Origin of the sequence: Streptococcus sp. CF7_Ac1-8 (assembly GCF_024295435.1) — a bacterium.
Classification (GTDB): Bacteria; Bacillota; Bacilli; order Lactobacillales; family Streptococcaceae; genus Streptococcus; species Streptococcus mitis_AP.
The window spans coordinates 71,594-97,270 of record NZ_JANCPI010000001.1 but is presented as its reverse complement, the minus strand read 5'-3'; the positions used below and the strand labels follow the sequence as shown (position 1 = coordinate 97,270).

General features: G+C 36.8%; 25 protein-coding genes and 4 pseudogenes. 16 read left to right on the top strand and 13 right to left on the bottom strand.

Annotated features, from left to right (window positions below; translation table 11 throughout):
• Window positions 1-53 precede the first annotated feature (53 nt).
• The 10 genes and pseudogenes from NMM26_RS00410 to NMM26_RS00365 form a co-directional block, all read right to left on the bottom strand.
• Entirely contained in the window at window positions 54-353 is a 300-nt protein-coding gene (locus tag NMM26_RS00410) for a DUF5960 family protein (RefSeq protein ID WP_001072467.1), read from the bottom strand.
• Entirely contained in the window at window positions 340-708 is a 369-nt protein-coding gene (locus NMM26_RS00405; RefSeq protein ID WP_000567222.1) for a hypothetical protein, read from the bottom strand. The genes NMM26_RS00410 and NMM26_RS00405 overlap by 14 nt, the downstream gene beginning before the upstream one ends.
• A 12-nt stretch (window positions 709-720) precedes the next feature.
• Window positions 721-1,056 carry a hypothetical protein gene (locus tag NMM26_RS00400; protein ID WP_000806926.1) on the bottom strand — a complete coding sequence of 112 codons (336 nt, stop codon included), beginning with the start codon at window positions 1,054-1,056 and terminating at the stop codon, window positions 721-723.
• A complete protein-coding gene (locus NMM26_RS00395; protein ID WP_001813542.1) occupies window positions 1,053-1,298 on the bottom strand; it encodes a hypothetical protein in 246 nt (81 codons plus the stop codon). The genes NMM26_RS00400 and NMM26_RS00395 overlap by 4 nt, the downstream gene beginning before the upstream one ends.
• Before the next feature lie 363 nt (window positions 1,299-1,661).
• Window positions 1,662-3,579 (bottom strand): annotated as a pseudogene (gene tet(M), locus NMM26_RS00390) (tetracycline resistance ribosomal protection protein Tet(M)).
• Window positions 3,580-3,897: 318 nt separating this feature from the next.
• The gene (locus NMM26_RS00385; RefSeq protein WP_001224318.1) at window positions 3,898-4,830 is read right to left on the bottom strand and encodes a conjugal transfer protein; all 933 of its coding nucleotides are present in this window, start codon (window positions 4,828-4,830) and stop codon (window positions 3,898-3,900) included.
• On the bottom strand, window positions 4,827-5,828 hold the full coding sequence (locus tag NMM26_RS00380) for a lysozyme family protein (protein WP_000769868.1): 1,002 nt from the start codon (window positions 5,826-5,828) through the stop codon (window positions 4,827-4,829). The genes NMM26_RS00385 and NMM26_RS00380 overlap by 4 nt, the downstream gene beginning before the upstream one ends.
• Window positions 5,825-8,002, bottom strand: a complete 2,178-nt coding sequence (locus NMM26_RS00375; protein WP_254753775.1) for an amino acid transporter — start codon at window positions 8,000-8,002, stop codon at window positions 5,825-5,827. The genes NMM26_RS00380 and NMM26_RS00375 overlap by 4 nt, the downstream gene beginning before the upstream one ends.
• Before the next feature lie 2 nt (window positions 8,003-8,004).
• On the bottom strand, window positions 8,005-10,452 hold the full coding sequence (locus NMM26_RS00370; RefSeq protein WP_254753774.1) for an ATP-binding protein: 2,448 nt from the start codon (window positions 10,450-10,452) through the stop codon (window positions 8,005-8,007).
• Window positions 10,436-10,726 (bottom strand): annotated as a pseudogene (locus tag NMM26_RS00365) (conjugal transfer protein); the annotation flags it as partial. The pseudogene NMM26_RS00365 and the gene NMM26_RS00370, both read right to left, overlap by 17 nt.
• 180 nt (window positions 10,727-10,906) lie before the next feature.
• Between NMM26_RS00365 and NMM26_RS00360 the strand changes: the two are divergent.
• The 14 genes and pseudogenes from NMM26_RS00360 to NMM26_RS00295 all read left to right on the top strand — a co-directional run bounded on the left by NMM26_RS00360 (window position 10,907) and on the right by NMM26_RS00295 (window position 21,242).
• Window positions 10,907-11,473: a hypothetical protein gene (locus NMM26_RS00360; RefSeq protein WP_023947696.1), complete on the top strand. Its 567-nt coding sequence runs from the start codon at window positions 10,907-10,909 to the stop codon at window positions 11,471-11,473.
• Window positions 11,474-11,664: 191 nt separating this feature from the next.
• Window positions 11,665-12,282, top strand: a complete 618-nt coding sequence (locus NMM26_RS00355) for a hypothetical protein (RefSeq protein WP_254753773.1) — start codon at window positions 11,665-11,667, stop codon at window positions 12,280-12,282.
• A 129-nt stretch (window positions 12,283-12,411) separates the two neighbouring features.
• Window positions 12,412-13,302, top strand: coding sequence for a hypothetical protein (locus NMM26_RS00350; protein WP_142358751.1), 891 nt, complete (start codon window positions 12,412-12,414; stop codon window positions 13,300-13,302).
• Between the two features lie 134 nt (window positions 13,303-13,436).
• The gene (locus tag NMM26_RS00345) at window positions 13,437-13,907 is read left to right on the top strand and encodes a hypothetical protein (RefSeq protein WP_000638311.1); all 471 of its coding nucleotides are present in this window, start codon (window positions 13,437-13,439) and stop codon (window positions 13,905-13,907) included.
• 157 nt (window positions 13,908-14,064) lie between these two features.
• A pseudogene (locus tag NMM26_RS00340) lies at window positions 14,065-14,192 on the top strand (ADP-ribosylglycohydrolase).
• 99 nt (window positions 14,193-14,291) lie between these two features.
• The gene (locus NMM26_RS00335; protein WP_000573124.1) at window positions 14,292-14,909 is read left to right on the top strand and encodes an SAP domain-containing protein; all 618 of its coding nucleotides are present in this window, start codon (window positions 14,292-14,294) and stop codon (window positions 14,907-14,909) included.
• 40 nt (window positions 14,910-14,949) lie between these two features.
• Window positions 14,950-15,804 (top strand): ADP-ribosylglycohydrolase family protein, encoded by an 855-nt coding sequence (locus tag NMM26_RS00330; RefSeq protein WP_254753772.1) that lies wholly within the window; start codon window positions 14,950-14,952, stop codon window positions 15,802-15,804.
• A gap of 109 nt (window positions 15,805-15,913) precedes the next feature.
• Window positions 15,914-16,795: a diacylglycerol kinase family protein gene (locus tag NMM26_RS00325; protein ID WP_254753771.1), complete on the top strand. Its 882-nt coding sequence runs from the start codon at window positions 15,914-15,916 to the stop codon at window positions 16,793-16,795.
• 63 nt (window positions 16,796-16,858) lie between these two features.
• Window positions 16,859-17,350: a phosphoribosylanthranilate isomerase gene (locus NMM26_RS00320; RefSeq protein WP_254753770.1), complete on the top strand. Its 492-nt coding sequence runs from the start codon at window positions 16,859-16,861 to the stop codon at window positions 17,348-17,350.
• A 176-nt stretch (window positions 17,351-17,526) separates the two neighbouring features.
• The gene (locus NMM26_RS00315; RefSeq protein WP_254753769.1) at window positions 17,527-19,269 is read left to right on the top strand and encodes a glycoside hydrolase family 13 protein; all 1,743 of its coding nucleotides are present in this window, start codon (window positions 17,527-17,529) and stop codon (window positions 19,267-19,269) included.
• Window positions 19,270-19,388: 119 nt separating this feature from the next.
• Window positions 19,389-19,700, top strand: a complete 312-nt coding sequence (locus tag NMM26_RS00310) for a hypothetical protein (protein WP_000420554.1) — start codon at window positions 19,389-19,391, stop codon at window positions 19,698-19,700.
• A 3-nt stretch (window positions 19,701-19,703) separates the two neighbouring features.
• A complete protein-coding gene (locus NMM26_RS00305; protein ID WP_000759783.1) occupies window positions 19,704-20,420 on the top strand; it encodes an alpha/beta hydrolase in 717 nt (238 codons plus the stop codon).
• Window positions 20,421-20,595: 175 nt separating this feature from the next.
• Entirely contained in the window at window positions 20,596-20,832 is a 237-nt protein-coding gene (locus tag NMM26_RS00300) for a hypothetical protein (RefSeq protein WP_000260598.1), read from the top strand.
• Window positions 20,829-21,242 (top strand): type II toxin-antitoxin system death-on-curing family toxin, encoded by a 414-nt coding sequence (locus NMM26_RS00295; protein ID WP_000158357.1) that lies wholly within the window; start codon window positions 20,829-20,831, stop codon window positions 21,240-21,242. Before NMM26_RS00300 ends, NMM26_RS00295 begins: the two co-directional genes overlap by 4 nt.
• A gap of 201 nt (window positions 21,243-21,443) precedes the next feature.
• Here NMM26_RS00295 and NMM26_RS00290 read toward each other — a convergent pair whose 3' ends face one another.
• The 3 genes from NMM26_RS00290 to NMM26_RS00280 are packed head-to-tail and all read right to left on the bottom strand — an operon-like array spanning window position 21,444 to window position 23,293.
• Window positions 21,444-22,259 carry a TIGR03943 family protein gene (locus NMM26_RS00290; protein WP_254753768.1) on the bottom strand — a complete coding sequence of 272 codons (816 nt, stop codon included), beginning with the start codon at window positions 22,257-22,259 and terminating at the stop codon, window positions 21,444-21,446.
• Complete coding sequence (locus NMM26_RS00285; RefSeq protein ID WP_254753767.1) at window positions 22,256-23,161, bottom strand: permease; 906 nt, start codon at window positions 23,159-23,161, stop codon at window positions 22,256-22,258. Before NMM26_RS00285 ends, NMM26_RS00290 begins: the two co-directional genes overlap by 4 nt.
• Window positions 23,162-23,293 (bottom strand): SPJ_0845 family protein, encoded by a 132-nt coding sequence (locus NMM26_RS00280; RefSeq protein WP_000268685.1) that lies wholly within the window; start codon window positions 23,291-23,293, stop codon window positions 23,162-23,164.
• Window positions 23,294-23,448: 155 nt separating this feature from the next.
• Here NMM26_RS00280 and NMM26_RS00275 point away from each other — a divergent pair, with 155 nt between their 5' ends.
• Both NMM26_RS00275 and NMM26_RS00270 read left to right on the top strand, forming a co-directional pair.
• Window positions 23,449-23,829: a PBECR2 nuclease fold domain-containing protein gene (locus tag NMM26_RS00275; protein ID WP_261067473.1), complete on the top strand. Its 381-nt coding sequence runs from the start codon at window positions 23,449-23,451 to the stop codon at window positions 23,827-23,829.
• Window positions 23,830-24,359: 530 nt separating this feature from the next.
• A pseudogene (locus tag NMM26_RS00270) lies at window positions 24,360-25,677 on the top strand (DUF1919 domain-containing protein).

The window sequence follows — 25,677 nt, the reverse complement described above, 5'->3', positions numbered from 1 at the left end:
AAGACTTTAGATTTTATGAATATTAAAAATAGGAACAGTCAATTGAACTGCTCCTATTTTTCTGCTAAATATATTGTAGTTTTCTTATATGTATAATGATAGATTAGCGGATTCTCATCTACGGTACTTACTTCAAATATGAAGAAGTGATCGCGGTTATCTCTGGACTTTTCCTTATTGAGGACAAAGTAATTCTTACGTGAAGTCGCCATTGTTTTTAGGATATCATCAGTTAGGAAGGTCAATGGAATATTCATGTTAGAGTAGCGGTAGAAGTCACGTTCAAAATCTTGGTAGCTCTCGCTATAATAGTCCATTTGTAGGTGATTACGCTGAAACTCAAGCTGATTCATAGAGCACCTCCTCGACAAGTTCAATACTAATAATGTCTTTTAATTTCAAATTGATGTGACCTGTTGTAGTTTTTATCAAAATGAAATCTTTGGTCAGACTTGGTATTGTTCCAGTGTAGGAAACACGCTTGTTTTTTTCAATCACTTGAATGCGTGTGCGTAGCTGCCCGGCGTATACTTGACTGAGGAGTAATAATTTCTTCTCTAGTGATAAGTCAGACATGTACGTTACTTTGTTTGTATCATCAGAGAGTGCTGATGCATGTTCAGATAGGAAAAAGCCCATCCATTTTTGCATCTTTGTATCCTGGTACTCTCTTGCTGATTGAAATGGTAAATATGAACGGTCAATCATATCAAATCCTTTCTATGCAGAGGCAAGGGTATTTTTATCAAATTGAATCGTAAAACCTTGAATTCCCCCACCTGTGTAACATTCTTTAAAGCGATTGATTACCTCAGTATAGATTATCACAGATGAGCTTGTTGGCTTAATGCTAAATGTAAATTCCAATGGTAATCGGTTTTCAGATTTAGCATGTACTAGTCGTATCGATATTTCAGTTGTTTTGAGTTTTCTCTGACGAAGTTTTGAAGTTGCTGTTTCAACGATTCCATGTAAAAATCTTTCAAGCATTTCAATATCATTACATCCTTTGCTACGGATTTCTGAAAATTGTACTGTATTTTTTTCTTGTTTCATTTTAATCCCTCCAATCCACCCGCGGAATGACCACCGATAAGTTTACTGCGTTCAATATTTCTGGAACCTTCAGTTAGGACGGTTCCTTTTTGTATGGCTAAAAAACCAAACTGTTCTCTGACAACATCAATAGCTGTCTGAAGTCTATTATCTTTTTCAATTTGTTCTACATCATCAAAGAGTGATAGTAGAGTATAGCTTTCATCTACGAAGCCACTATAAGATACACCAATTTGTCTCACTGCACCAGAGGTGTATTTTTTCGGAATAATACAAGTACATGACTCACCATTGTTTTGGGGAGATTTGCGGGTTCAATTTTATTCTGAGCATTTATAGATTTTTTCATCTCAGTCCTAGAATAGCCAATATGAATAGAAACGACAGTAGTCAATACTAGGGCTACTGTTCCGTTCCACAGTATCATTTAAAAATCATTTTCACACCCTTTCGTCTATTAGTATAGAAGAAAGCTCTCAGCACACAATATCCACTTGTAGTTTATAATAACTATCTCCTCCTTTACACTTTAATTCAAATCTTTATTAAAAAATATTTCATCTTATTTAACAAGAAACCATATTTATATAACAACATAAAATACACTAAGTTATTTTATTGAACATATATCGTACTTTATCTATCCGACTATTTGGACGACGGGGCTGGCAAACAGGTTCACCGGTAGTAACATGGTACCCTTTTAACTCTGTTAAACAAACACTACGTCCATTTGTAAAGAAAGTTAAATCACTACGATATTCTTGAATACACCGAGCAGGGATTTCTCCACTAAGAATGACCTCATTATTTTTCAATTGAGTGTCTACGATGTTCGCACAATATTTAGGAGCATCGGTGTATGCTCGTGAAAGATATTCCTGTGGCGCATAAATTTTAAAACTAAGATATGGCTCTAACAATTCTGTTCCAGCTTTTTTTAAGACTTGTTCCAATACAATAGGAGCAAGCATCCGAAAATCTGCTGGGGTACTAACAGGGCTATAGTATAAGCCATACTTAAAACAGATTTTACAGTCCGTCACATTCCAACCATACAATCCTTGTTCACAGCCATAGCGTATCCCTTCCATAACTGCATTTTGAAATGATTGATTTAAGTATCCAAGAGAAACCGAGCTCTCATACTGCATTCCACTTCCCAACGGAAGCGGTGATACAGATAAACCAATGGAAGCCCAGAAAGGATTCGGTGGAACTTCGATGTGAATGGTATACTCTGCTTTTTTTAACGGTCTTTCCATATAAATGACTGTAGGCTCTTTTATTTCTATCTCCACATGATACTTTTCTTGCAGCAGAGCACAAGTCACTTCCATTTGTACTTTCCCTAAGAAAGAAAGTATGATTTCATGTGTCGCAGAATCCACATAATATCGCAGAAGCGGGTCACTGTCGGAGATTTCTAAAAGTGCATCAAGTAACATTTCCCTTTGTTGAGGTTTGCTCGGTTCAACAGTCGTTTGCAGCAGAGGGAGGGGATTTTCAATTCTCTCTCTGTGGCAATAGCTTTGTATCTCCAAGAACACTATTTAACTTCAAAAACTCATTCTGCAAAATAACAATTTCCCCGGAATAAGCCTTATCGATTTTACATAATTCACCATTTATTGAAGTATACATTTCTGTAATTTTTATTTTTTCCTTTTCCGATATTCTAACCGAATCTCGCAAATGCAGTACGCCACTATAAAGACGTATATATGCAAGACGCTGTCTTTTTTCCGAATACTCAATTTTGAAAACTTTTCCGCAAAGTTCAGACTGACCTCGATGTGTTGATGAATAAAATTTATTCGTAATCACTTCTATAAGGTTATCAATCCCTATATTGTTTTTTGCACTTCCGTGATAAACAGGGAACAGGGAACAATTATGAAATCTTATGCTTTCCTCTTGTTCGAGTTCCAATGCTTCTAATGATTTACCGGACATATATTTCTCTAAAAGGTCATCGTTTCCCTCTATTACCGTATCCCATTGTTCAGATTCGGTAAAGTTCGTCACACACATATTAGGATACAGTTCTACCTTCTGTTTGATTACAATTTCGGCAGAAAGTTTCTCTTTAATATCCTGATAAACCGTTGATAAATCAATTCCATTTTGGTCAATCTTATTGATAAAAAAGATTGTGGGAATCCCCATTTTCCTAAGTGCATGAAATAATATACGAGTTTGTGCTTGTACGCCATCTTTTGCAGAAATCAGTAGAATTGCCCCATCTAAAACTGATAATGAACGATATACTTCTGCTAAGAAATCCATATGTCCTGGCGTGTCTATGATGTTCACCTTCGTATTTTCCCACTGAAAAGAGGTTATTCCTGTCTGAATTGTAATTCCTCTCTGACGTTCTAAAAGCGTATTATCCGTCCTCGTTGTACCTTTGTCCACGCTTCCTAATTCTGTAATCGCTCCACTGTTATATAATAAGCTTTCTGTTAAGGTAGTTTTTCCCGCATCAACATGAGCTAAAACTCCAATATTAATAATTTTCATGTGATTTTCCTCCATTCAAAAGCCCAAAAGGGCATAAAAAGCATACAGATATTCTCCGGATACTTTAGAATCACATGATAAAGGTATTCTTAAACTGGGTACAAAAAACTAAGCCCTCCTAAAAAAGGACATCCAATTATTTGTTCCCACTATCAAATTGACAGTTTATTTAAGAATACCTTGCCGCATATTTATTAACTCCTTTTAAATAGATACTTAAATAATAGCACGTAAGAGCATATTTGTCAAGGAATCTCCAATTTTTTATCAAAGAGAGTACGTGATTACAAAATAGCTGTAATAATGTACCAATATTTGTTATTCTATAATCTTCCAATTACTCCCGTTCTTTTCAAGTACCAAATCAAATTGAGATACCTGCGTTGCTTTGGTCTGCTGGTCGATATACTCCACTGTCAGCGATACCGTGACTTGATTATCCTTACGATTGTGAATAGGATTTACCAGTTCTTGAAAGATGTACTCTTTTCCGATTGGTTTTAATATCCCGTCATTCACATAGTAGGAAAGTTCACTGGCTGTCGCTGTAGGATAGAGCTTGAAGAACGTCGTTAAAAACTCATTGATTTCATTGGTTGTAATGGAATCAACCGTCCCCTCACTTTCAATGGCTTTTGGTTTATAACTTGATTTCTTAGGTATGTTGGTAATGGTCGGATTCTTAACCAGTACCATATTTCCAGAACCATCTACATAGACACTCACTATATAAGCAGAGTGGACGGTCTTTGTATTTTCTCCCTCTGTAATGAGCTGGTCTACACTGTAGGTTACATTAAACTCATTGTCGCCAGTTGGCTCTACCGTCCATATCTGAAATCCTCTTACAGAAGACGATACAGGAATATCTTTGCGTACTGTATCAACATTGAGAGCTTGAAGTTCATCTGTCAGATAGCCTTTTAGACTTTCCATTCGATTATCAATGGACTTATCGGATTGCTCCCATGAATAGTAGACTTTCGCAAAGTTCTCTACAAAATTTTCTACATGATGAGTATCAACGTATTCCTTTTCTATGATAGTTGTTTCGTGAATAGTATGAGTATCTATAGCTGTAAAGTGCTTGAATATCGCAAAGCTGAAACTAAGCCCTAAAAGTACCCACAAGGCAATCACAACCTTTTTATGAGGATTGACCTTATAGACACGAGGTTTCTTTTCCTTTGGTATCTGTTTTTCTTTATTCTGATTTTTTCTAAATTTCATCATTAAATCTTCCTTTCTCATTGTTTGATTCGTCCTGCTCCCACTAAATGCTGTTGCCAGTAGGGGCTTGTTAAGTCGGCATAACCGATTGGGTCGCCTGCATGAAACATACGGTTATTGCCAAGGTATATCCCAACATGAGTAATATAAGAGCCAGCGTTATAGGTAGAATGAAAGAAAACCAAATCGCCAGCTTGTGCTTCCGATAGTGGGATATGCTGGGTCACATCATATTGCTGTTGTGCGGTTCGTGGTAAGTTAATTCCAGCTTTTCCATACGTCCATTGTGTCAGTCCGCTACAATCAAAAGAAGTAGTCGGGGAAGCTCCACCGTAAACGTATCGCCAGCCCTCATATTTCAGTGCTTCGTCCATGATGGCTTGTACCGTATCATCATCAAACTCTGTTGTGACAAGATACTGCGTTACCAGTTGCACATAAAACATATTGCCATAGTTGTATCGCCAGCCCCCATTGATAGGTATGGCTATGGGATTGGGGTAAGACACTTTTTCGCCACCTGAATACTCTTTTGAGAAACTTTGAGCCAGTTCAAAGGTATATTTATTTCCACGATTAGCCACATACCCTAAGAAACCACCACCATAATTGTAGGACTGGATAACCGATTCTAAATCTACACTGAGCCTTTCGCTACTGGCTAATAATTCACTGAAATACTTCACACCTTGCTTAATGGATTCTTCTGTACTCAATGAATTAGGTGGAAGACCGAGGGATTCCGAGGACTGCATAACATCTTCCGCAGTACCGCCCGATTCCACCTGTATAATCGCAAGAAGTATGTTGACATATTCTTCAACGCCATATTCTTTGGCATATTTTTCTACCATAGGCTTATGAGCCAGCACTTCTGCGGAAACATTCACACCTCCATAATGAATATTGGAAATTCCGCTGTCCTGTTCATCTGAAAATAAAATGGCAACAAACAGAAGCAGTGAGAAGACCATCAAGAATAATCCAGAACCACCAATCACTAAAGTTTTCAACTTCATGGTTTCTTACCGACTTTCTTAATGGTGGCGGTTTTGATTGGTGGTCTACTTCTTGTATTTTGTAGTGGTACTCTTTGAACAGTAGACGGACGTTCTTTTGTGATTGGACGTTGTGAAGTTCTATCTGCTGTAGTGGTTGAAGTTGCTGGCTTTTGAACGGTTTTTTCTTGAACGGTATTGCCTTGGCGTTCCACTTTTGGACTTGAAAAATCGGACTTAACTGCTGGACGCTCTTGTTTGGCTTGTTGAGATTCCCTATAGGAAGCCTGTACAGTTGTTTGCCTTGAAGTCTGTCCATCATGAGATTGTTCTTGCTTAGTGGCTGGTCTTTCATGAACGGAAGAAGCTGGCTGTTTTTTCTGTTTGACCTGTTCCATTTCAGAGCGACGCTCCGCAATGGTTTTTCGCCTTTGTTCCTGCTGTTCCTTGCGTCCACTGGCTCTGTCCGCTTTGGTTTGAGAAATACTACTGGTTAAATCACGGACATTCTCTTTTACTTTGGATTTTCCTTGATATACTGCATATCTTGCATTGGTCGGCAAATCTTTAACCTGTTCTTTCAAACCACTAGCAGTGTCTACCATTCTGTCTTTGGTATCAGCTACTGTACCGATGGTTTGACCGATACGTTTTCCAAGTGTTGATTTTTCCTTTCCGTCTGGTCGGGAGTGATCTGCTTGTGTCCTTGCAGAACTCCCCGAACCCGACTGTCCTTTTTTACCTGTAACAATGGCAGACCCAGCTCCTAGAGTAGTCATGGAACGTCCAAGTTTCCGCTGTAGACGGTGCATGTGAGCGTGCATAAGCATACGAGGTTTTCTCATCACACGACTTCCCACACTTTGAGAATCGTTACTCTGTAGAGAAAACATACTCATTAAATCGCCCAGCTTGAAGTAGATTCCTGCAAAGGTCACAATCTGTAGAAAAGCAATCAAAAAGAACGGATAACCAGCCGATAAGGTATAGAGCATGGTTGAAATACTAAATGCTGTCGTAATAATCAATGTGATTCCAGCTCGTGTCAAAATGGTATTAAAGAGCTTTGTTATGGCTCGTTTTGACATACCATCAAATGATGGAATCATGCTTAAAATAAAGCTCACAGGCAGAAACATAGCATAGATGATAAAAAGTACCTGCGAGAAAATCATGATTCCTGTTAATAGGAATACAAATATGGAAATCCCAATATTGAAGACAAATAGGAAGAAGACTGTACCTAAACGGTTAATGGTCTTTGTAATGGTTAGATTGGTATTGCTTCTGTCTTCAATTTCTTCCGCAACAATTTTTTCTCTGTCTTCGCCATTGTTGGAATCTGGGCTGGTGGAGAGCAGGCTTTCCACACGGTCAATACCGATACTTTCAATGTCTGAACTGTTGTATTGAAGCAGTAGCCACGGTTGCTGAACCTGTATGGAAAACAGGCTATCTCTGATTAAGTCCACGCTGTCCTTGCCTTGACTATCGGAATGGGGCATGACAATCTTCGTGCCAAGTGATAAACTGGCATTACTGATGTCTGATGAAAAGTCATTGATTTTTTTAATGTAGTCGGGAGCGTAGGCAATAAAGGAAGCCGATAGGATAAACACCAGCACAAAATTCATAATGGCATGAATTGCCTTTGTGGTTTCTCTCTTTATCAGTCCCGTATAGGCAACATAAACCCCAAGAACCAAAATCAAGAGTAAGAGGAATCCAACATAGAAACCCTCTGTTGAAAATCCGTTTGCACTCACACCAGCTAAGGTCTGCATATTCTTACCAATGGAATCTGCTGTAGCGGAAATGAAGTCTAAGGAATAGGCTTCCTGTACTAAGTAACCTGTCGCATTGGAAACATACAAACTGATTGTCCAAATAAAATTGGTAATGGCATATAGTCCATACATGACCTGTTTTCCAATCCCGTCCGACCAGTTCCACGGAAGCCAGCCCCAGCTATTATCCACATAAAAATCCAGTTGATAGTTTTCAAGTGGGTATCGGCTGTATTCATTTGCCACATTGACCGTATCATCTACCAAGCCCGCAGCTTGAACCACCGTTCCCAGCATGGCTAAAAGAAAAATGGCAATCACAAGTGTGAAAGCCACTGTCATTGCCACTTTACCTAGACGTTTCAGCGTCCAGTTTGATTTTATTCTGTTTACTATTGATGGTTTCACATTTACACCTCTTTTCGCACAGGTGGTCTGGTATCAAAGGCATGGAGCAGTTCTTCAAATACAGGGTGGAACTGTATCACACCGACACGACCATATAAATCACTGATAAGGCATTGCCCGTTTTCCAAATCACGCAATCGCTTCTGATTGTTTTCGTCCTCTGGGTCTACACCAAAAAAGGCTAAGGTCTTTTTAATCTCGTTAAGGTCAGTGGAACGAAATGCAAATTTTAAGCCGAGGTTATTTTTCAGTTTTTCATCTAAGAGGTCGTCTGTATTTTGGGTCACGAAATATACCCCAGCGTTCATAGCACGACCAGCCCGAACCAGCTTCATAGATAGTGTTTTTCCTTGTGCTACCTGTAAAAAGCTCCATGCTTCGTCTAAATCTACAATCTTGAAAATGCTTCGGTCTGTATGGATAAAGTCTAAAGCAAAGGTACTAATGACAATCAGCATAGCAACGGATAAAAGCTCCATAGTGGTATATTCCTCAAAGGAAGTTTCCTTGTCGGGAAGTACCAAGTCCGCAACCTGTATAATGTTCAGTTGTTTTTCTAAGCTGATAGACTGCTCCACATAACCATTACTGAATAATAAATGTGCAAAGTCATAGTCTGTAAAACTTTCGATATGGTCGGCTATACTGGTACTTAGTGGCGTATTCTCAACCCGTAATTCCTCAATCACTTTCATCAACCCTCGTACTTCACTATTGGTTACTGCACGAATGGCTTTTCTAAGGATTGGGAAGCGTTCCCCATCACGAGAGGAAATCCCCGTAAGGAATGTCAGAATATCAATAGCCAGTGATTCAGAATCTTTGGGATTTTTCATAATCACATAAGGGTCAAGTAAGCCTTTGTTTTTCTCATCAGAAGTCAGAGTGACGATATTGATTTTATGGGAAATCTCTGGCAAGGTTTCTTTCCATCTGCCACGTTCTGCTTTTGGGTCTACAATCACTGCTTGTGCCCCATAAAGCACCGCATAATAGACGATAAGGTTATTCGCAAAGGATTTACCACCACCCAGCGAACCAACAAAAGCCGACGCTAACGCATTGGTTACTGAACCCTTAACCCCTTGACTGGCAAGAGCAGGTTTCAGATAGACATTGCGTCCAGTATCTAAGCTGTAGCCAACATAAATCCCCTCATTTTCCCCCAGCATTTGAGTAGCACCAAAACCTAAACCAGCGAGGAAATCAGAGGTCACGTATTGAATATAATCATTCATATAACGCTTGCTGGCAGGTAAAAATTCTTCATGTAAGCCGAGCATATCCCCAAATGGTCGTACCAGTTTTACGCTTAAATCGTCATAAAAATCTTTCACTTCATTACAACGACGTTTGAGTTCGTCAAGATCATTTGCTGATACCCTTACCACATAAGACAGCTTGTACATAGATTCCTTGCTTTGGTCTAAATTGGTTTCCAGCTCATTCACACTTTCCAGAGCTTCCGCCACATTGGAGCTGGTTTCATTATCACTTTGCCAAGCGTGGTTATCCAAGTCTTTCAGTTCTTTCTTTTTATTGCGGACAGTAGATAGGGCTTTACGATTCGCTACAATTTCCACATTCATTGACGTATCAATCGGGAATGTAAATTGCTGTTGCTGGTAGTAGAAGATTTCAGAGGACGGGAAGTCCAGTTCTCCGACAATGCTGTTAATGGTAAAGTAAGCTACATAGACGGTTTCATCTTCCTGCTGGATTTTCAAATATCGCTGTTTTTCTTCCACCAAACAGCGAGTAGGCTTAATCAAGTCATAGTATTTAATCAGCGTTTCATTATCCAGCTTTTTCTTTGATAGATGGTACTCATACTCTTCATAGGCAGTGCCTGTCTGTCCGTAAAGGTGTTCAATCAGATAGCCGAAGTCGTCCTTATCTAACCTGCGGATTTTGAAACGACGAGAGATTTTATTTTCTAAGAGCTTTTCCATCTTCTGAAAACGCAGGATTTCATCATTACTCATACTAACAAAATCGCCCATCAGCTTATGGTTCACATCATAGACAAAATCAGACAAAGCATTTTTTGCTTCAACGGTAAGACTTTTCATAGAAAACTCCTGATCGTTGAGAAGCAACTTAAAGCCGATAAAGAAACGGTAGTTCACTTGATTTTCGCCAATCATGGATATTAAAGCGTCTGTCTGTTGGTCGATTTTGTCATAGGCAACCGCTTTGAGCTTGCCAGTGACTTCATTTTTGGAACGCTCTTGTGCAGAACGTATGCTGGATTCTGTACTGATTTGTAAAGCATGAATTTTGCCATCACGATTTTGTGCGATAAGCTGTCTGAAAGAATCATGCACTTGTATTTTCTGTTCTGGACTTAGAAATGAGTAATTGTAAGGAACAAGCTCATAGTAAGCATAACATTCCCCGTCTTTATTCCAGACGAGATTGTTTTCAATGTATTTAATTGGATATGCCATAAAATTCACTCCTAACTGCTGTAATGGCTTCTTGTGGCTGGTTTCTGCCAAGCGTTACTTTTTTTCCTGCATAGGTCAGCTTTGGTCGCAGTGCATAAGCAATGACAGACTTCAAAAATCCATAAGGCTTTTTACCATCAAAAGTTTTTGTAGACATAAACCATGTGAAAGCCACAGGAATCCCAAAGTATTTGAGAAATGCTCCCTCTATCATGGAAAGAGGGGGCAAGTTGCCAAGTATCATCACTGCAAAGAGTGACACGACAAACCATGTTGAGGCGGTATCACTGCTTGTACGAGCTGAGGCATCAGCGAAGTAGAAGTAGATGCTCCGCCCATGGTATAGGACTCGTAAAGTAAGTAGGAAATATGACGAGATGATACAGAGAGCCTGAATTGGTCAGGTGACGTGCTTATTTACATTAGCCTGATAATGGAAATGGAGAGATTATCGATGGTTATATTGGAATTGTACCAAAATGATTATTCTAAAGATTTAGTCACATTTGATTCCATAGAAGATGGGAAAACTTTTGTAGCACAAATCCCTGGATATACTTTAGAAACAGAAGATGGATTTGAAGTGGAGTATTTTAATCCTACAAACCTACCAGACTATATGGAAATTATCTATAACGGAAACATTGTACCTTTTTCTAAATTTATGTTTGACTCTAAGGAAGATGTAGACATTATTTGGAAAGAAATCTCGAATCTATCCGAACCAAACGAAAAAGTAATCGAAGGCTATTCAAAAATCGATGCATATGTCGTTAACAACTATGAAGTTAAAGCCTATGTCGAAACAAGAGAAACGAACTATTGTAAAGCAAAAGACTTCTTAGAAAGCCGAGGATATGAAATCGACAGAAGCTTTTTCGGAAGTGAAGATGGTGAAGCGATTCTTTACAGAAAAAAAGGGAGCGAAGATTGGCATTTCTTGTGTCACTTAGACCCAATATTTGTAGAGATTGAAGATGTAGAAGGATATGTTAAAGAAGAGGTGGGAGAGATTCAATAGCCAACCAAAGTTCCTTGTGAGTATGTACCTTTGCTAGTAAAAGCGTCAAAACCTTGTAACGAAAGAGATTATGAAAATATTTGAAGTTAAGACTTTTTCTTGTGTGTCTGAAAAGTCTGTGACTTGTATTCCTTAGTCACCTTATTTACAATTACCTAAATTCTATAGTTAATAAAAATTGAGAGGTTTGTATGTGGACTCAACGTAAACAGTATTTAACCCAATTTATCGAAATTTCGGACTATTTGAAAAAACACGGTTTCTTTCACGATTTTTTAATTGGATCATTCTCTTATGATAGTCAGGAAAAATCCATTTTGTTAACCATTGAGGAAGATTTTACTACAACTAATAATACCAATTCGCCTTCCCTTATTTGGGATTTAAAGTGTAAGGGAGTGCATGATTTCTTAATGGAAGATATGGATGGCCTTTCCAAGTGGTGGATCTCTGAAATACTGATGGACGACGATGATATTCAGTTTCAACTCGTCAATGGATATTTTTCATTTAAAATGGAATCTGTATCTTTAGGTATTCCTCAGGAAATAAATCAAAATTCTGTCCCTAAAGTTTCTTCTTTTGAGAAGGATAATCAGGATTTTATATGCTATATTGGTTATTCAGAAAATGAGCTCTTGCCATATTGGGCGGGTCTATGTGACTTACCTGATGGTAGAAGATTTCGAACAGCTGATGAACTTTTTGAAGCAAGGATTTATGATGGTAAATCGCTAAAAGAGAGGTGGGATGAAGTTACTATTTATAGTATCAATTCTTTGCCACTTGATGATTGGTTGAGTTGTTAGCCACATTCCGTTGAGACAACTGTTTATGAACCAGAGGATGATTACGCTCTGTATGTTAATGGTGTTAAACTTGAGGGTTTTATTGATGAAGATTCTATATGTAAGACATGTGGTGCTAATCAATGTTATTTGGACGATTATGATGAATATTTTTGCCCCTATTGTAATTTATGGATGTATAAAGATTTTTGGGATAGTGATGAAACACACTATTTTAAAAAAAGACCCCTAGAACCAGAGTTGTTATGGAAACCAAGTAAAGAATTGAATTTTTGTAATGTTCGATTCTTTCCGAATGACAAAGAATATGTGTATTATTGTCCTGATGAGTCAATAGAGAAATTTGATTGGATAGAAGTTCCTGTTGGGAACAAATCTCATTTAAAAGAAGCACAAGTTACTGAAGTTTTCAAGAGACAAGCCAATAAACCGCCATTTCCTCTTGAAAAAATAAAAAAAGTAGAACGAAAACTATCTACTATAAACAAAAAAATTTTAGAAACTCAAAATAGTCTATTAAGTGAAGGAGTTATCTGCGATTTATCAGAAGCTAAAAATATAGTAAACTCAAAGCAAGCTTATGATATCCTAAAAACGCCAATCGGAAACTTTTGGTTAGAGCTTAATGGTTCCCCCATAAAAATTTCCATTGGCGCACATTATCCAAATAATGATGAAGAATACTATGTGGAAGCTTCTTATTACATAAAACCTCTCAATCCAGATTTTGAAAAGTTTAAATCGTTGACAATCTGCTCAGATATTGATTTAAGAAGTTCAAGATTAATAGATAATTTAGGTGGTGAGCATAAAGAGGGTTATAATTGGCAAGTCTATAATATTGATTTAGGTATTGTGGCTCATCCATATTCTTATCTAGAACAGGAAGTCTCTGAAACTCCCGTTGGACTTCCATATTATGTAGAATGGATTGAAAAATATAAAGAACTCTATGGATTTACAGTTGCTTGGAAGTATTTTGTATCTGATGACGATTTGTCAGTTTGGTTTAATACATAAAATTTTCATATAATTTTAATAGATAAATTAGGAGTAATTTAGCATTATATCTAAAAGTAAAATTTATTCCACTAAAAGTTGATTGACGACTTTTAAACAATTTATCCTAGCATAGTTAGGAATGGAGAGATAAGATGATATGGACTAAGGAATATTTTTCTAAAATTGAATTTATTATTCATTGTGGTTGTGAAATTTTTGGTTATTTTGAGTGTAATCTGATGAACTCTGAACTATCCTACCAAGAGTGTGGGAATACTGGAATGATCGTTTTTGAACATAGTCAGAAACTATCCGAAAAAGCCTTATCTAAACTTATGAAATATACGCTACTTATTGATTTTGAGAAATATAGAAAGGGGAATAATTCAAATAAGAATGATAAAGTTATTGGTTATAGAGATGCCTTTTCGATAACTTTCAAGGGCTATAGTCAAGATGGACAAGCTTTATTGATATATAATATGGACTATGTTTACAAGGATTGGTACAATAGACCCGTTGATAGCTTATATAGTTTTATAAGCGATACCTATTTTTCAGATTTTCAAAATAATAGATGTTTTATTGCTCAAGGGCTGATGGCTGGTGTACTTCCGTTTTAGGTATAATAGGAAGATGTAGTACATAATGGAATCAAAAAAGTTATTTAATTATAATTTGATTAGATGAATACCTATAAATTATAAAAAATTCGTTAATAGATAATTTAAAAACTATAGTTGATGGTCAAATTCCCGATATCTTACAAGGAGGAAACGGATGCTAGGAGCAATAGTTGGAGATATTGTAGGTTCAGTTTACTAATGGAACAATATCAAAACGAAGATTTTTCTTTATTTCGTGAGGATTGTTTTTTTACGGATGATATGGTAAGTCCGAATCGCTGAGTGTGTGATTGTGATCTGGTGTCCTAAGTATGAAAAATGGCAAACAGTAAAGTACTCTTTTAAGGTGAAAACCTAAACTGGTTTTAAGGAGGTGTTATATTGATAGAGAGCAGACCTGAGTTTGATAAAATCGTATCATTTGATGAGTTTAATAAATATTATTGGTATCGTGATGAACTTTCACAACTATGTAAGTCATTAGGATTAGAATATAGAGGTACTAAACAAGAACTCAATCATATTATTGAGCAGTACTTTCAGGGGAATTTTATTAAAAAATCATCAATAAAAAATAAAAAGAAACGAGTAGAAGTCGTTACCTTGGACACACCCTTGCTTGAATGTGGATTCTCCTTTAATGCACACTTTAGAGAATATTTCTCAACTTTAACAGATGTTTCGCCATTTAAATTTACTGCTGATATGGCTACAGCTTGGAGAAAAGTAAAAAGAGAAAATGATTTGAGTTTTACAATCCAAGATATGCTAAAAGTCTATTATGGAAATTCAGATTATGCCAAGTATGATCATTCGGTTTGTCAATGGAATCAATTTTTAAAGGATTTCTGTGTAGACGAAAATAGTCGTAACTACTCAAACAAGTTAAAAGTAGCTTCTATTCTTTGGAAAGAAGTTAGAAATTCAAAAGCTGAAAAAATTTATTCAAAGAATCTTTTGACTGAATATGCTGATAAAATAAAAGAGTATGGGAAGTAGAAAAATCAGTCTAAACCAATAGTTCACGAGGAGAAATCTTATGCTAGGAGCAATTATCGGAGATATTATCGGTTCTGTTTACGAATGGAACAATATCAAAACGAAGGACTTTCCTTTATTTCGGAAGGATTGCTTTTTTACAGATGACACGGTTATGACCTGTGCTGTTGCAGAGGCGATTATGAATGGGGGACAAAAAGACGACTTCATTGATGCTATGGAGAAATATGGTAGAATGTATCCTGATGCTGATTATGGTGCTCGGTTTAATGCATGGCTAAACAGCGATAACCGTGAGCCTTATAATAGCTTTGGGAATGGTTCGGCTATGCGTGTTTCTCCATGTGCTTGGACAATGGACTGTGGTTTTTGTGCGAGAACCGGAATGTGGCCATCATCTAGGGAATTTGCGAGTCTTTCTGCAGAGGTAACTCATAATCATCCAGAAGGTATCAAAGGTGCAATGGCTACAGCTGATGCTATCTTTCTGTGTCGTTATTACTTTGGAGGTTATTGCGGAGATTATGAGCAACCAATCAATGACAATCCTACAGAGTGTAAAAGACGGATTAAGGATTATATTGAGCAGGAATACGGCTACAATCTATCTCAAACTTTAGATGAAATCCGTCCTACATACCGTTTCAATGAAACGTGCCAGGATACCGTACCACAGGCCATTATTGCATTTCTAGAAAGTAGAGACTTCGAAGATGCGATAAGAAATGCCATCTCACTTGGTGGCGACAGTGATACTCTCGCTGCAATTACTGGTAGCATAGCCGAGGCGGCATACGGTATTCCTGACTGGATAAAGGATAAGGCCTTTTCTTACTTGGATGAATCCTTAAAGGATGTAGTTATACGATGGGAAAATAGAATAAAAGCGTATTAATCTCCAGTACGTCAGATTTCTCTTTTCTGTATTTTCGTAGTATAATAGGGATACGTTTAGTTTCATATAATGAGATATATATTTTTAACGAATATTAAGGAGAACATTAATGAAAAAAGCAATGGTAATTATCAACCCTACTTCTGGTGGCGAAAAGGCTTTGGATTACAAAGAAAAGCTGGAGAATAAAGCAAAAGAATACTTTGAGCACGTGGAAACCAAAATTACCGAAAAGGCGCTGGATGCAACACATTTTGCTGAAGAAGCTTCTCGTGAGCAGTACGATGCAGTGGTTGTGTTTGGTGGAGATGGGACTGTCAACGAAGTCATTTCGGGTATTGCTGAGAGAGACTACATTCCTAAGTTAGGGATTATCCCAGGTGGGACGGGTAACCTCATTACGAAACTGTTGGAAATCAATCAAGACATTGATGGTGCGATTGATGAACTGGATTTCAACTTAACCAATAAGATTGATATCGGTAAATCAAATGATAACTATTTTGGTTATATCTTTAGTATCGGTTCTCTGCCTGAGGCGATTCACAATGTTGAAATCGAGGACAAGACAAAATTCGGTATTTTAGCCTATGCTGTAAATACCATGAAGTCTGTCATGACAGATCAGGTCTTTAACATTAAGGTTGAGACAGAAAATGGAAATTATGTTGGTGAAGCTAGCCATGTTTTGGTTCTCTTGACAAATTACTTCGCTGATAAGAAAATCTTTGAAGAAAACAAGGACGGCTATGCCAATATTTTGATTCTAAAAGATGCATCTATATTCTCTAAATTATCCGTCATTCCTGATTTACTAAAAGGAGATGTTGTCGGTAATGATAATATTGAGTATATCAGAGCGCGTAATATTCAGATCTCTTCAGATAGTGAATTGGAGTCAGATGTTGACGGTGATAAATCGGATAATCTACCTGTAGAAATCAAAGTCCTAGCTCAGCGAGTAGAAGTATTTTCAAAACCGAAAGAGTAGAAGGTAAAAATTAGTTTATCTCTCACAGAGAAATAAAGTCTCATATCAACGATTGGAGGAGGAATGAATTCTCTATTTGATGAATTTCGAACAATTTGTTCTCATTTAAACCAAGTCGGAATCACTCCGACGCTCATGGGGTCTTTGGGTTTTGAATACCGTTCAAATGAAGAATGGGGGCCGTCTGACATTGACATTCATGTGCCTGGTGATCCTAGAGGTTGGGAAGCACCTGATCATCTCAGAATTTATGAGTGGGACAAGATAATGAAAGTGATGAAACACTTAGGCTATGCCTTAATAGATATTCATGAGCATGAATTCAAAAAAGATGGTCTGAGTGTTGAATTCGGAAGTATCGATTCTTTACCTGATTTTTCGGATATTTCGGAATCCGATATTGAGCTGATTCATCTCGATGACATCACGTTTCGTGTTCCAAACCTAGAACAGTATTTAAGTATTTACAAGGCTTCTTCCCAAGATTCTTATCGAAATGAGCACAATAACAATAAGGATTTTAAAAAAATTGAGTGGCTAGAAAGACATTTGTAAATCATCATTTGAAAAGTAGTAAGTTGTAAGACTGGCTGCTTTTTTATTTATAGAACCAAACCACTCGAAACTATGGACAAAACTTGCAAATAAAATACGAAAGTAGTATACTAGATTAACAATTGTGAAAACGTTTGCGTTGTATACGGATAAAAGTAAACTAGGAGACAGATACAATGGAATTAACAGCCATTTACCATAGGCCTGAGTCGGAGTATGCCTATCTTTATAAGGATAAGACAGTGCACATTCGTATCCGGACCAAGAAAGATGATATTGAGAGCATCAACTTGCATTATGGGGACCCTTTTATCTTTATGGAGGATTTTTATCAGGATACAAAAGAAATGGCCAAGATAACTTCTGATGCCTTATTTGATTATTGGCAGGTTGAAGTGTCAGTTGACTTTGCACGTATCCAGTATCTCTTTGAACTCAAGGATACAGAAGATCAAAGTATTTTGTATGGCGATAAAGGGTGTGTGGACAATTCTCTAGAAAATCTTCATGCTATTGGAAATGGATTTAAGTTGCCCTATCTTCATGAGATTGATGCATGCCAAGTTCCTGATTGGGTTTCAAATACGGTATGGTATCAGATTTTCCCAGAACGCTTTGCCAATGGAAATGCTCGATTAAACACAGAAGGAATTTTAGACTGGGATTCATCTATCACACCTCAGAGTGATGATTTCTTTGGTGGTGATTTACAGGGGATTATTTACCATCTGGATTACTTGCAAGATTTGGGCATTACTGGACTTTATCTTTGTCCTATCTTTGAATCTACGAGCAATCATAAGTACAATACGACAGAGTACTTTGAAATTGACCGTCATTTTGGAGATAAGGAGACATTTCGGGAGCTGGTCGAGCAAGCGCATCAGCGAGGTATGAAAATCATGCTGGATGCTGTATTTAATCATATTGGTTCGCAATCTCCTCAATGGCAAGATGTTGTCGAAAATGGTGAGCAATCTGCTTATAAAGATTGGTTCCATATCCAACAATTCCCAGTGATGACTGATAAGCTTGCTAATAAGAGGGAACTACCTTATCACGCTTTTGGTTTCGAGAACTATATGCCTAAACTAAATACGGCCAATTCAGAGGTCAAGGACTATCTTTTAAAGGTTGCGACTTATTGGATTGAAGAGTTTGATATTGATGCTTGGCGTTTGGATGTGGCTAATGAGATTGACCATCAGTTCTGGAAGTATTTTCGAAAGGAAGTTTTAGCTAAAAAGCCTGAACTTTATATTTTAGGAGAAGTCTGGCATACGGCTCAGCCTTGGCTAAATGGAGATGAGTTCCATGCGGTCATGAATTATCCTTTATCTGATAGCATCAAAGAGTATTTCTTACGAGGTGTTAAGAAGACAGACCAGTTCATCAATGAAATCAATGGCCAATCTATGTATTACAAACAGCAGATTTCAGAGGTTATGTTTAATCTATTGGATTCGCATGATACAGAACGAATCTTGTGGACGGCGAATGAAGACGTTCAACTGGTTAAATCAGCCCTAGCCTTTCTCTTTTTACAAAAAGGAACACCCTGCATCTATTATGGAACCGAGCTAGCCTTGACCGGAGGACCAGACCCGGATTGTCGTCGTTGTATGCCTTGGGAACGAGTATCAAGTGACAATGATATGTTGAATTTCATGAAGAAGCTAATCAAGATTCGCAAACACGCGTCAGCAATCATTTCGCAAGGCAAGTACAGCCTAAAAGAAATCAAACAAAATGTAGTTGCCTTGGAATGGACATACGAAGGCCGGGTCCTTAAAGCCATCTTTAATCAATCAAAAGATGATTATCTTTTAGAGAAAGAAGTAGTAGCACTAGCAAGCAATTGCCAAGAATTGGAAAATCAGCTTGTCATCTCTCCAAATGGATTTGTGATTTTTCATTAAAGAGCAATTAAAAGTGACAGTAAAATTGTAATATAGAGAGCATTTTACAAACAGACTATTTGTCGTCTTGCTACAAATGATATATAATTTAACTGAGAGAAAATAGGAGGACTAATCGAATGGAATTAAAAGATTTTACAGAAAAAGAACAAGAAATGATTAAGAAGGGGCTTACGACGTCTAAGATTAGTGACAAGGAAACTGCTGAGAAAATTCTTGCACTAGTACCACAAGATTTGATTAAGCGAATCCCATTTTTCGTCAGAAAACATGCTACGACACGTACGATTAAACGCATTTCAATTGAACACCCTGAACTCTACGCTGCAGCTCAAACAGGTGGCGAAATTCCAGAAAAAGAACGCGAAGAATTACGTCAGATTATCACAACTATCTTTGAACAAAAGATGAATAAGCATAGTATTAAGTAGAGAATGAAAAAATATTTTATTGGCGGTTTGGGAAGCAATGTCTATCATAGCAAGGATTTTCTTCAAGAACTAGATTCGCAGGTCTATTTTCTGAATCCATATGAAAAACATCTTCGAGATGAAACAGAATTGAAATCATGGTTTAAAAAATCGATAGAAGAGGAAGAATCTATTTGTCTGATAGGCCATTCTCTTGGAGGAGATTTAGCTCGTTATCTCGCATCGGAATTTTATGAAGTGAAAAAACTAATTCTTTTGGATGGTGGCTATCTAGATTTAGATAAGATTTTACCTTTAGATACAGAGTTAGAGGAAGCTAAAAACTATATCGAATCTCAAGTCGTTTCAGACTTAGCTCTTCTTATTTCTAAAGAAAAATCTGAAGCAAAGCATTGGTCAGAAAATATGGAGAAAGCCGTAAGGCAGTCCTATCACTGGAATGCGCAGTATAATAGATATGAGTTAGCTATAAATTATGAAAATATAGAAGCGATACTCCTCCTACGGAGGAAGATACAAGCTTTTAAGAGAGAAGTGGGTGATACCTTGTTTATCAGTCCTCGCTATCCTAATGAAGCTACATGGAGAGAGGAAGCCCTAAAAGAATTGCCAGACTATTTTGATACTATTCTTCTAGAGAACTTTTGCCATGAGCTTTATACTGAAGCACCCAAAGAAATCGCTAGTATGATTAATGAGTGGTTCTCTTATTCTCTATGAGCTACTTGTATTGCTTGAATGGCAAAAGCTTCAAAACCTGTTAAAATAGTGGCATTAATAACGTTTCAGAACCATAGTATTTATTTACTCTGATAGATATTGTTACGATATCTAATTATTCTGCCATTGTAATTACCGTAATGATTTGTTATAATATGACAAAGGAGGAAATCAGATGGTAGTAAAAACAAGAAAACAAGGAAATTCAATCACCATTACGATTCCAAGTGAATTTAATATTCCAAGTGGTGTTAAATACGAAGCGAAATTGTTAGCCAGTGGTGAGATTATCTTTACTCCTGAAGAATTGGATCAGCAGGTTTCTTATGTATCTGATGATGCCTTTGACTTAAATTTAGATAAAATATTTGACGAATACGACGATGTTTTCAAAGCTTTGGTGGAAAAATGACTATCTATCTAACAGAAAAGCAAATTGAAAAAATAAATGCTTTAGCAATTCAACGGTATTCTCCAAATGAGAAAATTCAAACAGTTAGTCCTTCTGCCTTAAATATGATTGTCAATTTACCAGAACAATTTGTCTTTGGGAAGCCTCTTTATCCAACAATTTTTGATAAAGCAACGATACTATTTGTCCAATTGATAAAGAAGCATGTTTTTGCAAATGCTAATAAACGAACTGCTTTCTTCGTTTTGGTGAAATTTCTAGAGATAAATCGTTATCGTTTTTCTGTAACGGTTGAAGAAGCGGTAAATATGTGTGTGACTATCGCAGTAGAATCCTTAACAGATGAAAGCTTAACTACTTACGCCAAACGGATTTCTGAACATTCATTTAGAATTAATGGAAAAAATTAAGCTCAAAAATTCAATTCTTGTAAGTATAAAAATAGATAAAAAGAGACTATATTAGAAATCTATAATGCAGAAACGAATATAGTCTCTTTTTATTGAGGGTAGAGAATTTTCTGCATCTTCTTACATGTCATATAATAACAAACGAACAGGTTCTTTTTCTGTCATTCAGAAGAGAACTTGTTCGTTTTGTCTTTTTATCTTTTAAAACACGCGATAAACATAGGGATTTTCTGGTTTATCAACTTTGGTAAAACTGTAGATTTCCAAGGTTGGGAGGTTTTGTTTGAGTTCTTTATGGTAGTGATTGGCCAGTTTTCCTTTGGCCGTTATCCAAGTGTTATTCTCATACTGACGGGTATTTCCCTGGGTCAGCAATCCATAGACACCTGAATCCGCGATACAGTGAATAATGCCGAAGCGGAACAGAAATTGGCTATTGGCATGACTGGGGTCGTTATAGACAAAGCCTGTGAACTGGACTGTCTTGCCCTCAAACTCATCTGGATAGTCGTAGATAGCCTCCATGACTTCCATATAGTTTTCATTCGTAATCTGAATGCTATCTTGGGACAAATATTTATCTGCCGCAGTTCGCATTTCCTTTTCATAGGCTGTTTTTGAGAAATAAGAACTGGTATCTGGTTTCAAATATTGGCTTGTCGTCCCTTCACTGGTCTGAATGGCCTGATCCGTATCTTCTGATAAGGGGAAATGATAGCCTTTGGCAGAAACGGTCTGGGAATCCAAGCTAACAGTTGGAAAAGTTATACCGACGACAATAGGAATAGCTAGAAGAGCAATACTCGTCACCTTGGCCAATCGGCTATTTAAATGACTGTGGGTTTTGACTTGCTTCATCCAGATATACAGCTGTACGATTGCCAAGATAAAGGAAAGCACCATGGAAATATAGGCCAGATAGGAATAGTGCATGTTGATGTACTGGTTTAATTTTCCGGACAGATGGAGATAAATGGTCAATTCAAAATAGCCAGCTAAAACTAAAAATCGAATCATAGGATGACTCCAATCAAGAGAGAATACACTAAGACGACAAGAGTCACAATCATAATGAAGTGACTGATAAATCGTGCTTTCAAGTAATTTTTCATCATGAGAATATTTTTGATATCCAGCATTGGGCCAATGACGAGAAAGGCCAGAACTGGTGCCAAACCGAAACTTGAGAGAAGAGAAGCACCGATAAAGGCATCCGCCTCACTGCAGAGAGAGAGAAGAAAGGCCAAAAGCATCAAGAGCAGGATGGCAAAAAGAGGGGTCGCACTGATAGAGGTCAGAATCCGAGTCGGAACATAAACCTGTATTATTGAGGCAAAGAGACAGCCAAATACCAAATAACGCCCCGTATCAAAAAATTCATCAATAGCCTGCACAAAGACCTGAAAAACTTTTTTTGCAGGGCTCAAGCGAGAAAAATCATGTTCATGACAAGCCAGACGATTTTCTTTCTGAATCGGTTCTTGCCAGAAAAATCCTAGAAAAATCCCAAGTATCACAGCCACAACAATGGAACCCAGAGCTCGTAACAGAGCGACATGGAATGAATTGCCAAAGGCAGAATAGGTCGCAAAGAGGACTATAGGATTGATAACAGGTGCTGTTACAAGAAAGGGAACGGTTGTGTAACTGGGCACCTTTTTTTCCAGAAAACGATTGATAATAGGGACGATCCCACATTCGCAAGAAGGGAAAAGTATCCCAACGAAGGTGCCAAAAAAGATTCTCCCCCAACGATTTCGAGGGAGGAAATGATAAACCTTGTCAGGTGTGATATAAACCTCAATCAGTCCTGAAACAATACTTCCTATCAGAACGAAGGGTAGGGCTTCAATGATTATAGAGAGAAAAATAGCCCCAGTCTGAAGCACACTAGATGGGAGTTGTTGGAAAGCAGTCATCTAGTTTTTCTTTTCTGCTTTGGCTTTTTTCTCTTTGTCATCAGGGAAAGTGACCTGCTTCAAATCAGGGAGTTTCGCAAACTCTTCAAACATCTTGTCCAAGTCGTCTCGTTTTGTAAATTTTACAGCCATAGGTGTACCTCGATTCTAAATTCTACCTCTATTATACTATTATTTTAAGGAAAAGGGAAAAGTTAAAATTGAGTATCTAACGAATAATAGAGTGTGATATAGCCTAATATACACTATGATTGTGATATAATAATTGTGGAATAACGGAGGAAATGATGGAACATAAAAAGATCGGTCAGGTTACTGACGAAGTAAAAGAAATTTTTAATATTGTTCTTGAAGCTAGTGATATCAAAGTTAACAAAGACGGTTTAAGAAGCCATATGATAAAACGTCATCATAATGATGTGATTCATCATATCGAAGATCTGGAACTTATACTAAGTAATCCAGATTTCGTTGGGGTCAATCCACGAGAGAAAGACGCTAGTTTTGAATATGTAAAAAGATTTGATGATAATGTCCTCGTTGCCATCAAGTTACATAAAAGTGGAGATTTCTTTTATGTTCCGACCATGTATCGTTTACAAGATTACAAGTTACAAAGTCGTATTAAGTCTGGTAGATTGAGAAAGCTTGACAAAAAAAGTAGATAGTGCTAGAATAATATTAACGAAAGACATTTGAGGGCAGAAAGGTTCCTGCCGCACCTTGAAAAAGGTATCTGAGATGCTGGGTACACCGACCAGCCAAGTGTCCGTTATTTCAAAGAAGGGAGCTTAAATGCTCCTTTTTTGTTTAAAAATTTCAAAAAAGATTATCTCCACCACAGGCTCAGGCTTGCGGTTTTTTATTTGCTCTGAAAATTGATTCGTTAACTTCAACAAATAGCTTTATAAAGCGTTTTGTAAAAAATAAAAACAGTGCAATTAATCACTGATCCTTTTGTAAACTATTAGAATTAAATTGCAACTTTCTCAATGATACGGGCAAAGATAATTATGAAAATAAACTATCAACAAGCAACGGCAAGCATTTGTAAACACCAAATTCTTTGTGCTATAATTAAAATAAAAAGAAAATCATTAGCAGAAAATTATGGGAGGTAGTCAAATTGACTTACTCAATTAGTGTTGTTTTGTTACATCAAGGAGACAGAAATAGTTTATTAGAGTCTTTGTCAATAGTGGAAAGACAAACATTAAAAGATATAGAGGTTATTATTGTAAATCAATCTACAGAGGAAATAGTTTCCATTAGCCAACAGATGGATCTATCATTTAATATTAAGATTATAGATGAGAATTCTTTTGCTGAGTTGTCTGATATGATTACAGGAGATTATATTACGTTTCTATCTTCAAATGATTCATTATTTGATTGGACATTTGAAAAGATGTATCATGCGATAAGATTATCCGATTCTGAAGTGGTTCTTGGTAATTTTGCTGATTTGAATGATGGAGTATTTTACTTTTATCCTTGGGGGGATAATTGGTTGACAGAAAATTTAACGAATGTTCAAGTTTTGCAAAAGATGGATGATACAGATCATCGAATTAGAAAACAATATTGCTCATTATTTGGAAAATTATTCAATAGTAAGCTTTTACGAAAAATAAATCAATTTGATATAAACAACCTTATTTGGAGACTTTATATTCACTCTAAAACTGCAACCTATATTAATTTCCCGACATATATCTATAAACCTGTTGTAGATGCTAAACCTCTAAAAGACTCCTACAAAATCATATTAGAAAATTATGAAAATAGAATCAAAGATTGCTCTGTCTTAGAAGACTATGATATAGAAATAGCGAAAAAACAGTATATTCAAGAATTAGCAAATTTTAGTGCTTGGTTAAAAAATGACGGTGAACATTTAGATTCTGAAATTGTTTATCATAAGTTGATAGCTGCAGAGAAAGGAATTTTCCCTTTTCTTGATCTTGAAAGATTAGATTTTACCATTATAAGTAATAATTGTGTCGGCGGATTAATTTATAAACAACTTGGTTTTCAATATAGAACACCTTTTGTTGGTTTATTTATTCTCCCTGATGATTATTATAAACTTACAAAGGATTTTCGTTACTATATGGAACAAGAACTTGTTTTCGAAGAGGAACTTATTTCACCGAGCTGGACTCATGAAGTTTATCCTTTGGGGCACTTAGGAGATATAGATATTCACTTTTTACATTATTCTAGTATTGAAGAAGCACGGACTAAGTGGGAAAAAAGAAAAAAACGTATAAATTGGGATAATCTTTATTTTAAATTTGATAATAAAGATTCAGCTAGTGAAGAAATTTTAAGTAAGATGGATAATCTTCCCTATGTCTAATAAATTAATTTTAGTCAATCGTCCATATAAAAATTTAAAAAGTCAATGTGTTATTCCAGGTCAGGAACATCTTTCAGAACTAGCTATTATGCCAGATCCATTAAATACTTTTGATATCATGGCTTGGTTAAAAAAAGGTGGCAATGCTCTTTAA

Coding starts and splice junctions, on each gene's coding strand:
- NMM26_RS00280 (WP_000268685.1), bottom strand. CDS start 23,293: ATGGCTGTAAAATTTACAAAACGAGACGACTTGGACAAGATGTTTGAA.
- NMM26_RS00320 (WP_254753770.1), top strand. CDS start 16,859: ATGAATTCTCTATTTGATGAATTTCGAACAATTTGTTCTCATTTAAAC.
- NMM26_RS00310 (WP_000420554.1), top strand. CDS start 19,389: ATGGAATTAAAAGATTTTACAGAAAAAGAACAAGAAATGATTAAGAAG.
- NMM26_RS00300 (WP_000260598.1), top strand. CDS start 20,596: ATGGTAGTAAAAACAAGAAAACAAGGAAATTCAATCACCATTACGATT.
- NMM26_RS00290 (WP_254753768.1), bottom strand. CDS start 22,259: ATGATTCGATTTTTAGTTTTAGCTGGCTATTTTGAATTGACCATTTAT.
- NMM26_RS00275 (WP_261067473.1), top strand. CDS start 23,449: ATGGAACATAAAAAGATCGGTCAGGTTACTGACGAAGTAAAAGAAATT.
- NMM26_RS00325 (WP_254753771.1), top strand. CDS start 15,914: ATGAAAAAAGCAATGGTAATTATCAACCCTACTTCTGGTGGCGAAAAG.
- NMM26_RS00305 (WP_000759783.1), top strand. CDS start 19,704: ATGAAAAAATATTTTATTGGCGGTTTGGGAAGCAATGTCTATCATAGC.
- NMM26_RS00315 (WP_254753769.1), top strand. CDS start 17,527: ATGGAATTAACAGCCATTTACCATAGGCCTGAGTCGGAGTATGCCTAT.
- NMM26_RS00285 (WP_254753767.1), bottom strand. CDS start 23,161: ATGACTGCTTTCCAACAACTCCCATCTAGTGTGCTTCAGACTGGGGCT.
- NMM26_RS00405 (WP_000567222.1), bottom strand. CDS start 708: ATGATTGACCGTTCATATTTACCATTTCAATCAGCAAGAGAGTACCAG.
- NMM26_RS00410 (WP_001072467.1), bottom strand. CDS start 353: ATGAATCAGCTTGAGTTTCAGCGTAATCACCTACAAATGGACTATTAT.
- NMM26_RS00295 (WP_000158357.1), top strand. CDS start 20,829: ATGACTATCTATCTAACAGAAAAGCAAATTGAAAAAATAAATGCTTTA.
- NMM26_RS00345 (WP_000638311.1), top strand. CDS start 13,437: ATGATATGGACTAAGGAATATTTTTCTAAAATTGAATTTATTATTCAT.
- NMM26_RS00360 (WP_023947696.1), top strand. CDS start 10,907: ATGGTTATATTGGAATTGTACCAAAATGATTATTCTAAAGATTTAGTC.
- NMM26_RS00370 (WP_254753774.1), bottom strand. CDS start 10,452: ATGGCATATCCAATTAAATACATTGAAAACAATCTCGTCTGGAATAAA.
- NMM26_RS00355 (WP_254753773.1), top strand. CDS start 11,665: ATGTGGACTCAACGTAAACAGTATTTAACCCAATTTATCGAAATTTCG.
- NMM26_RS00385 (WP_001224318.1), bottom strand. CDS start 4,830: ATGAGAAAGGAAGATTTAATGATGAAATTTAGAAAAAATCAGAATAAA.
- NMM26_RS00330 (WP_254753772.1), top strand. CDS start 14,950: ATGCTAGGAGCAATTATCGGAGATATTATCGGTTCTGTTTACGAATGG.
- NMM26_RS00400 (WP_000806926.1), bottom strand. CDS start 1,056: ATGAAACAAGAAAAAAATACAGTACAATTTTCAGAAATCCGTAGCAAA.
- NMM26_RS00380 (WP_000769868.1), bottom strand. CDS start 5,828: ATGAAGTTGAAAACTTTAGTGATTGGTGGTTCTGGATTATTCTTGATG.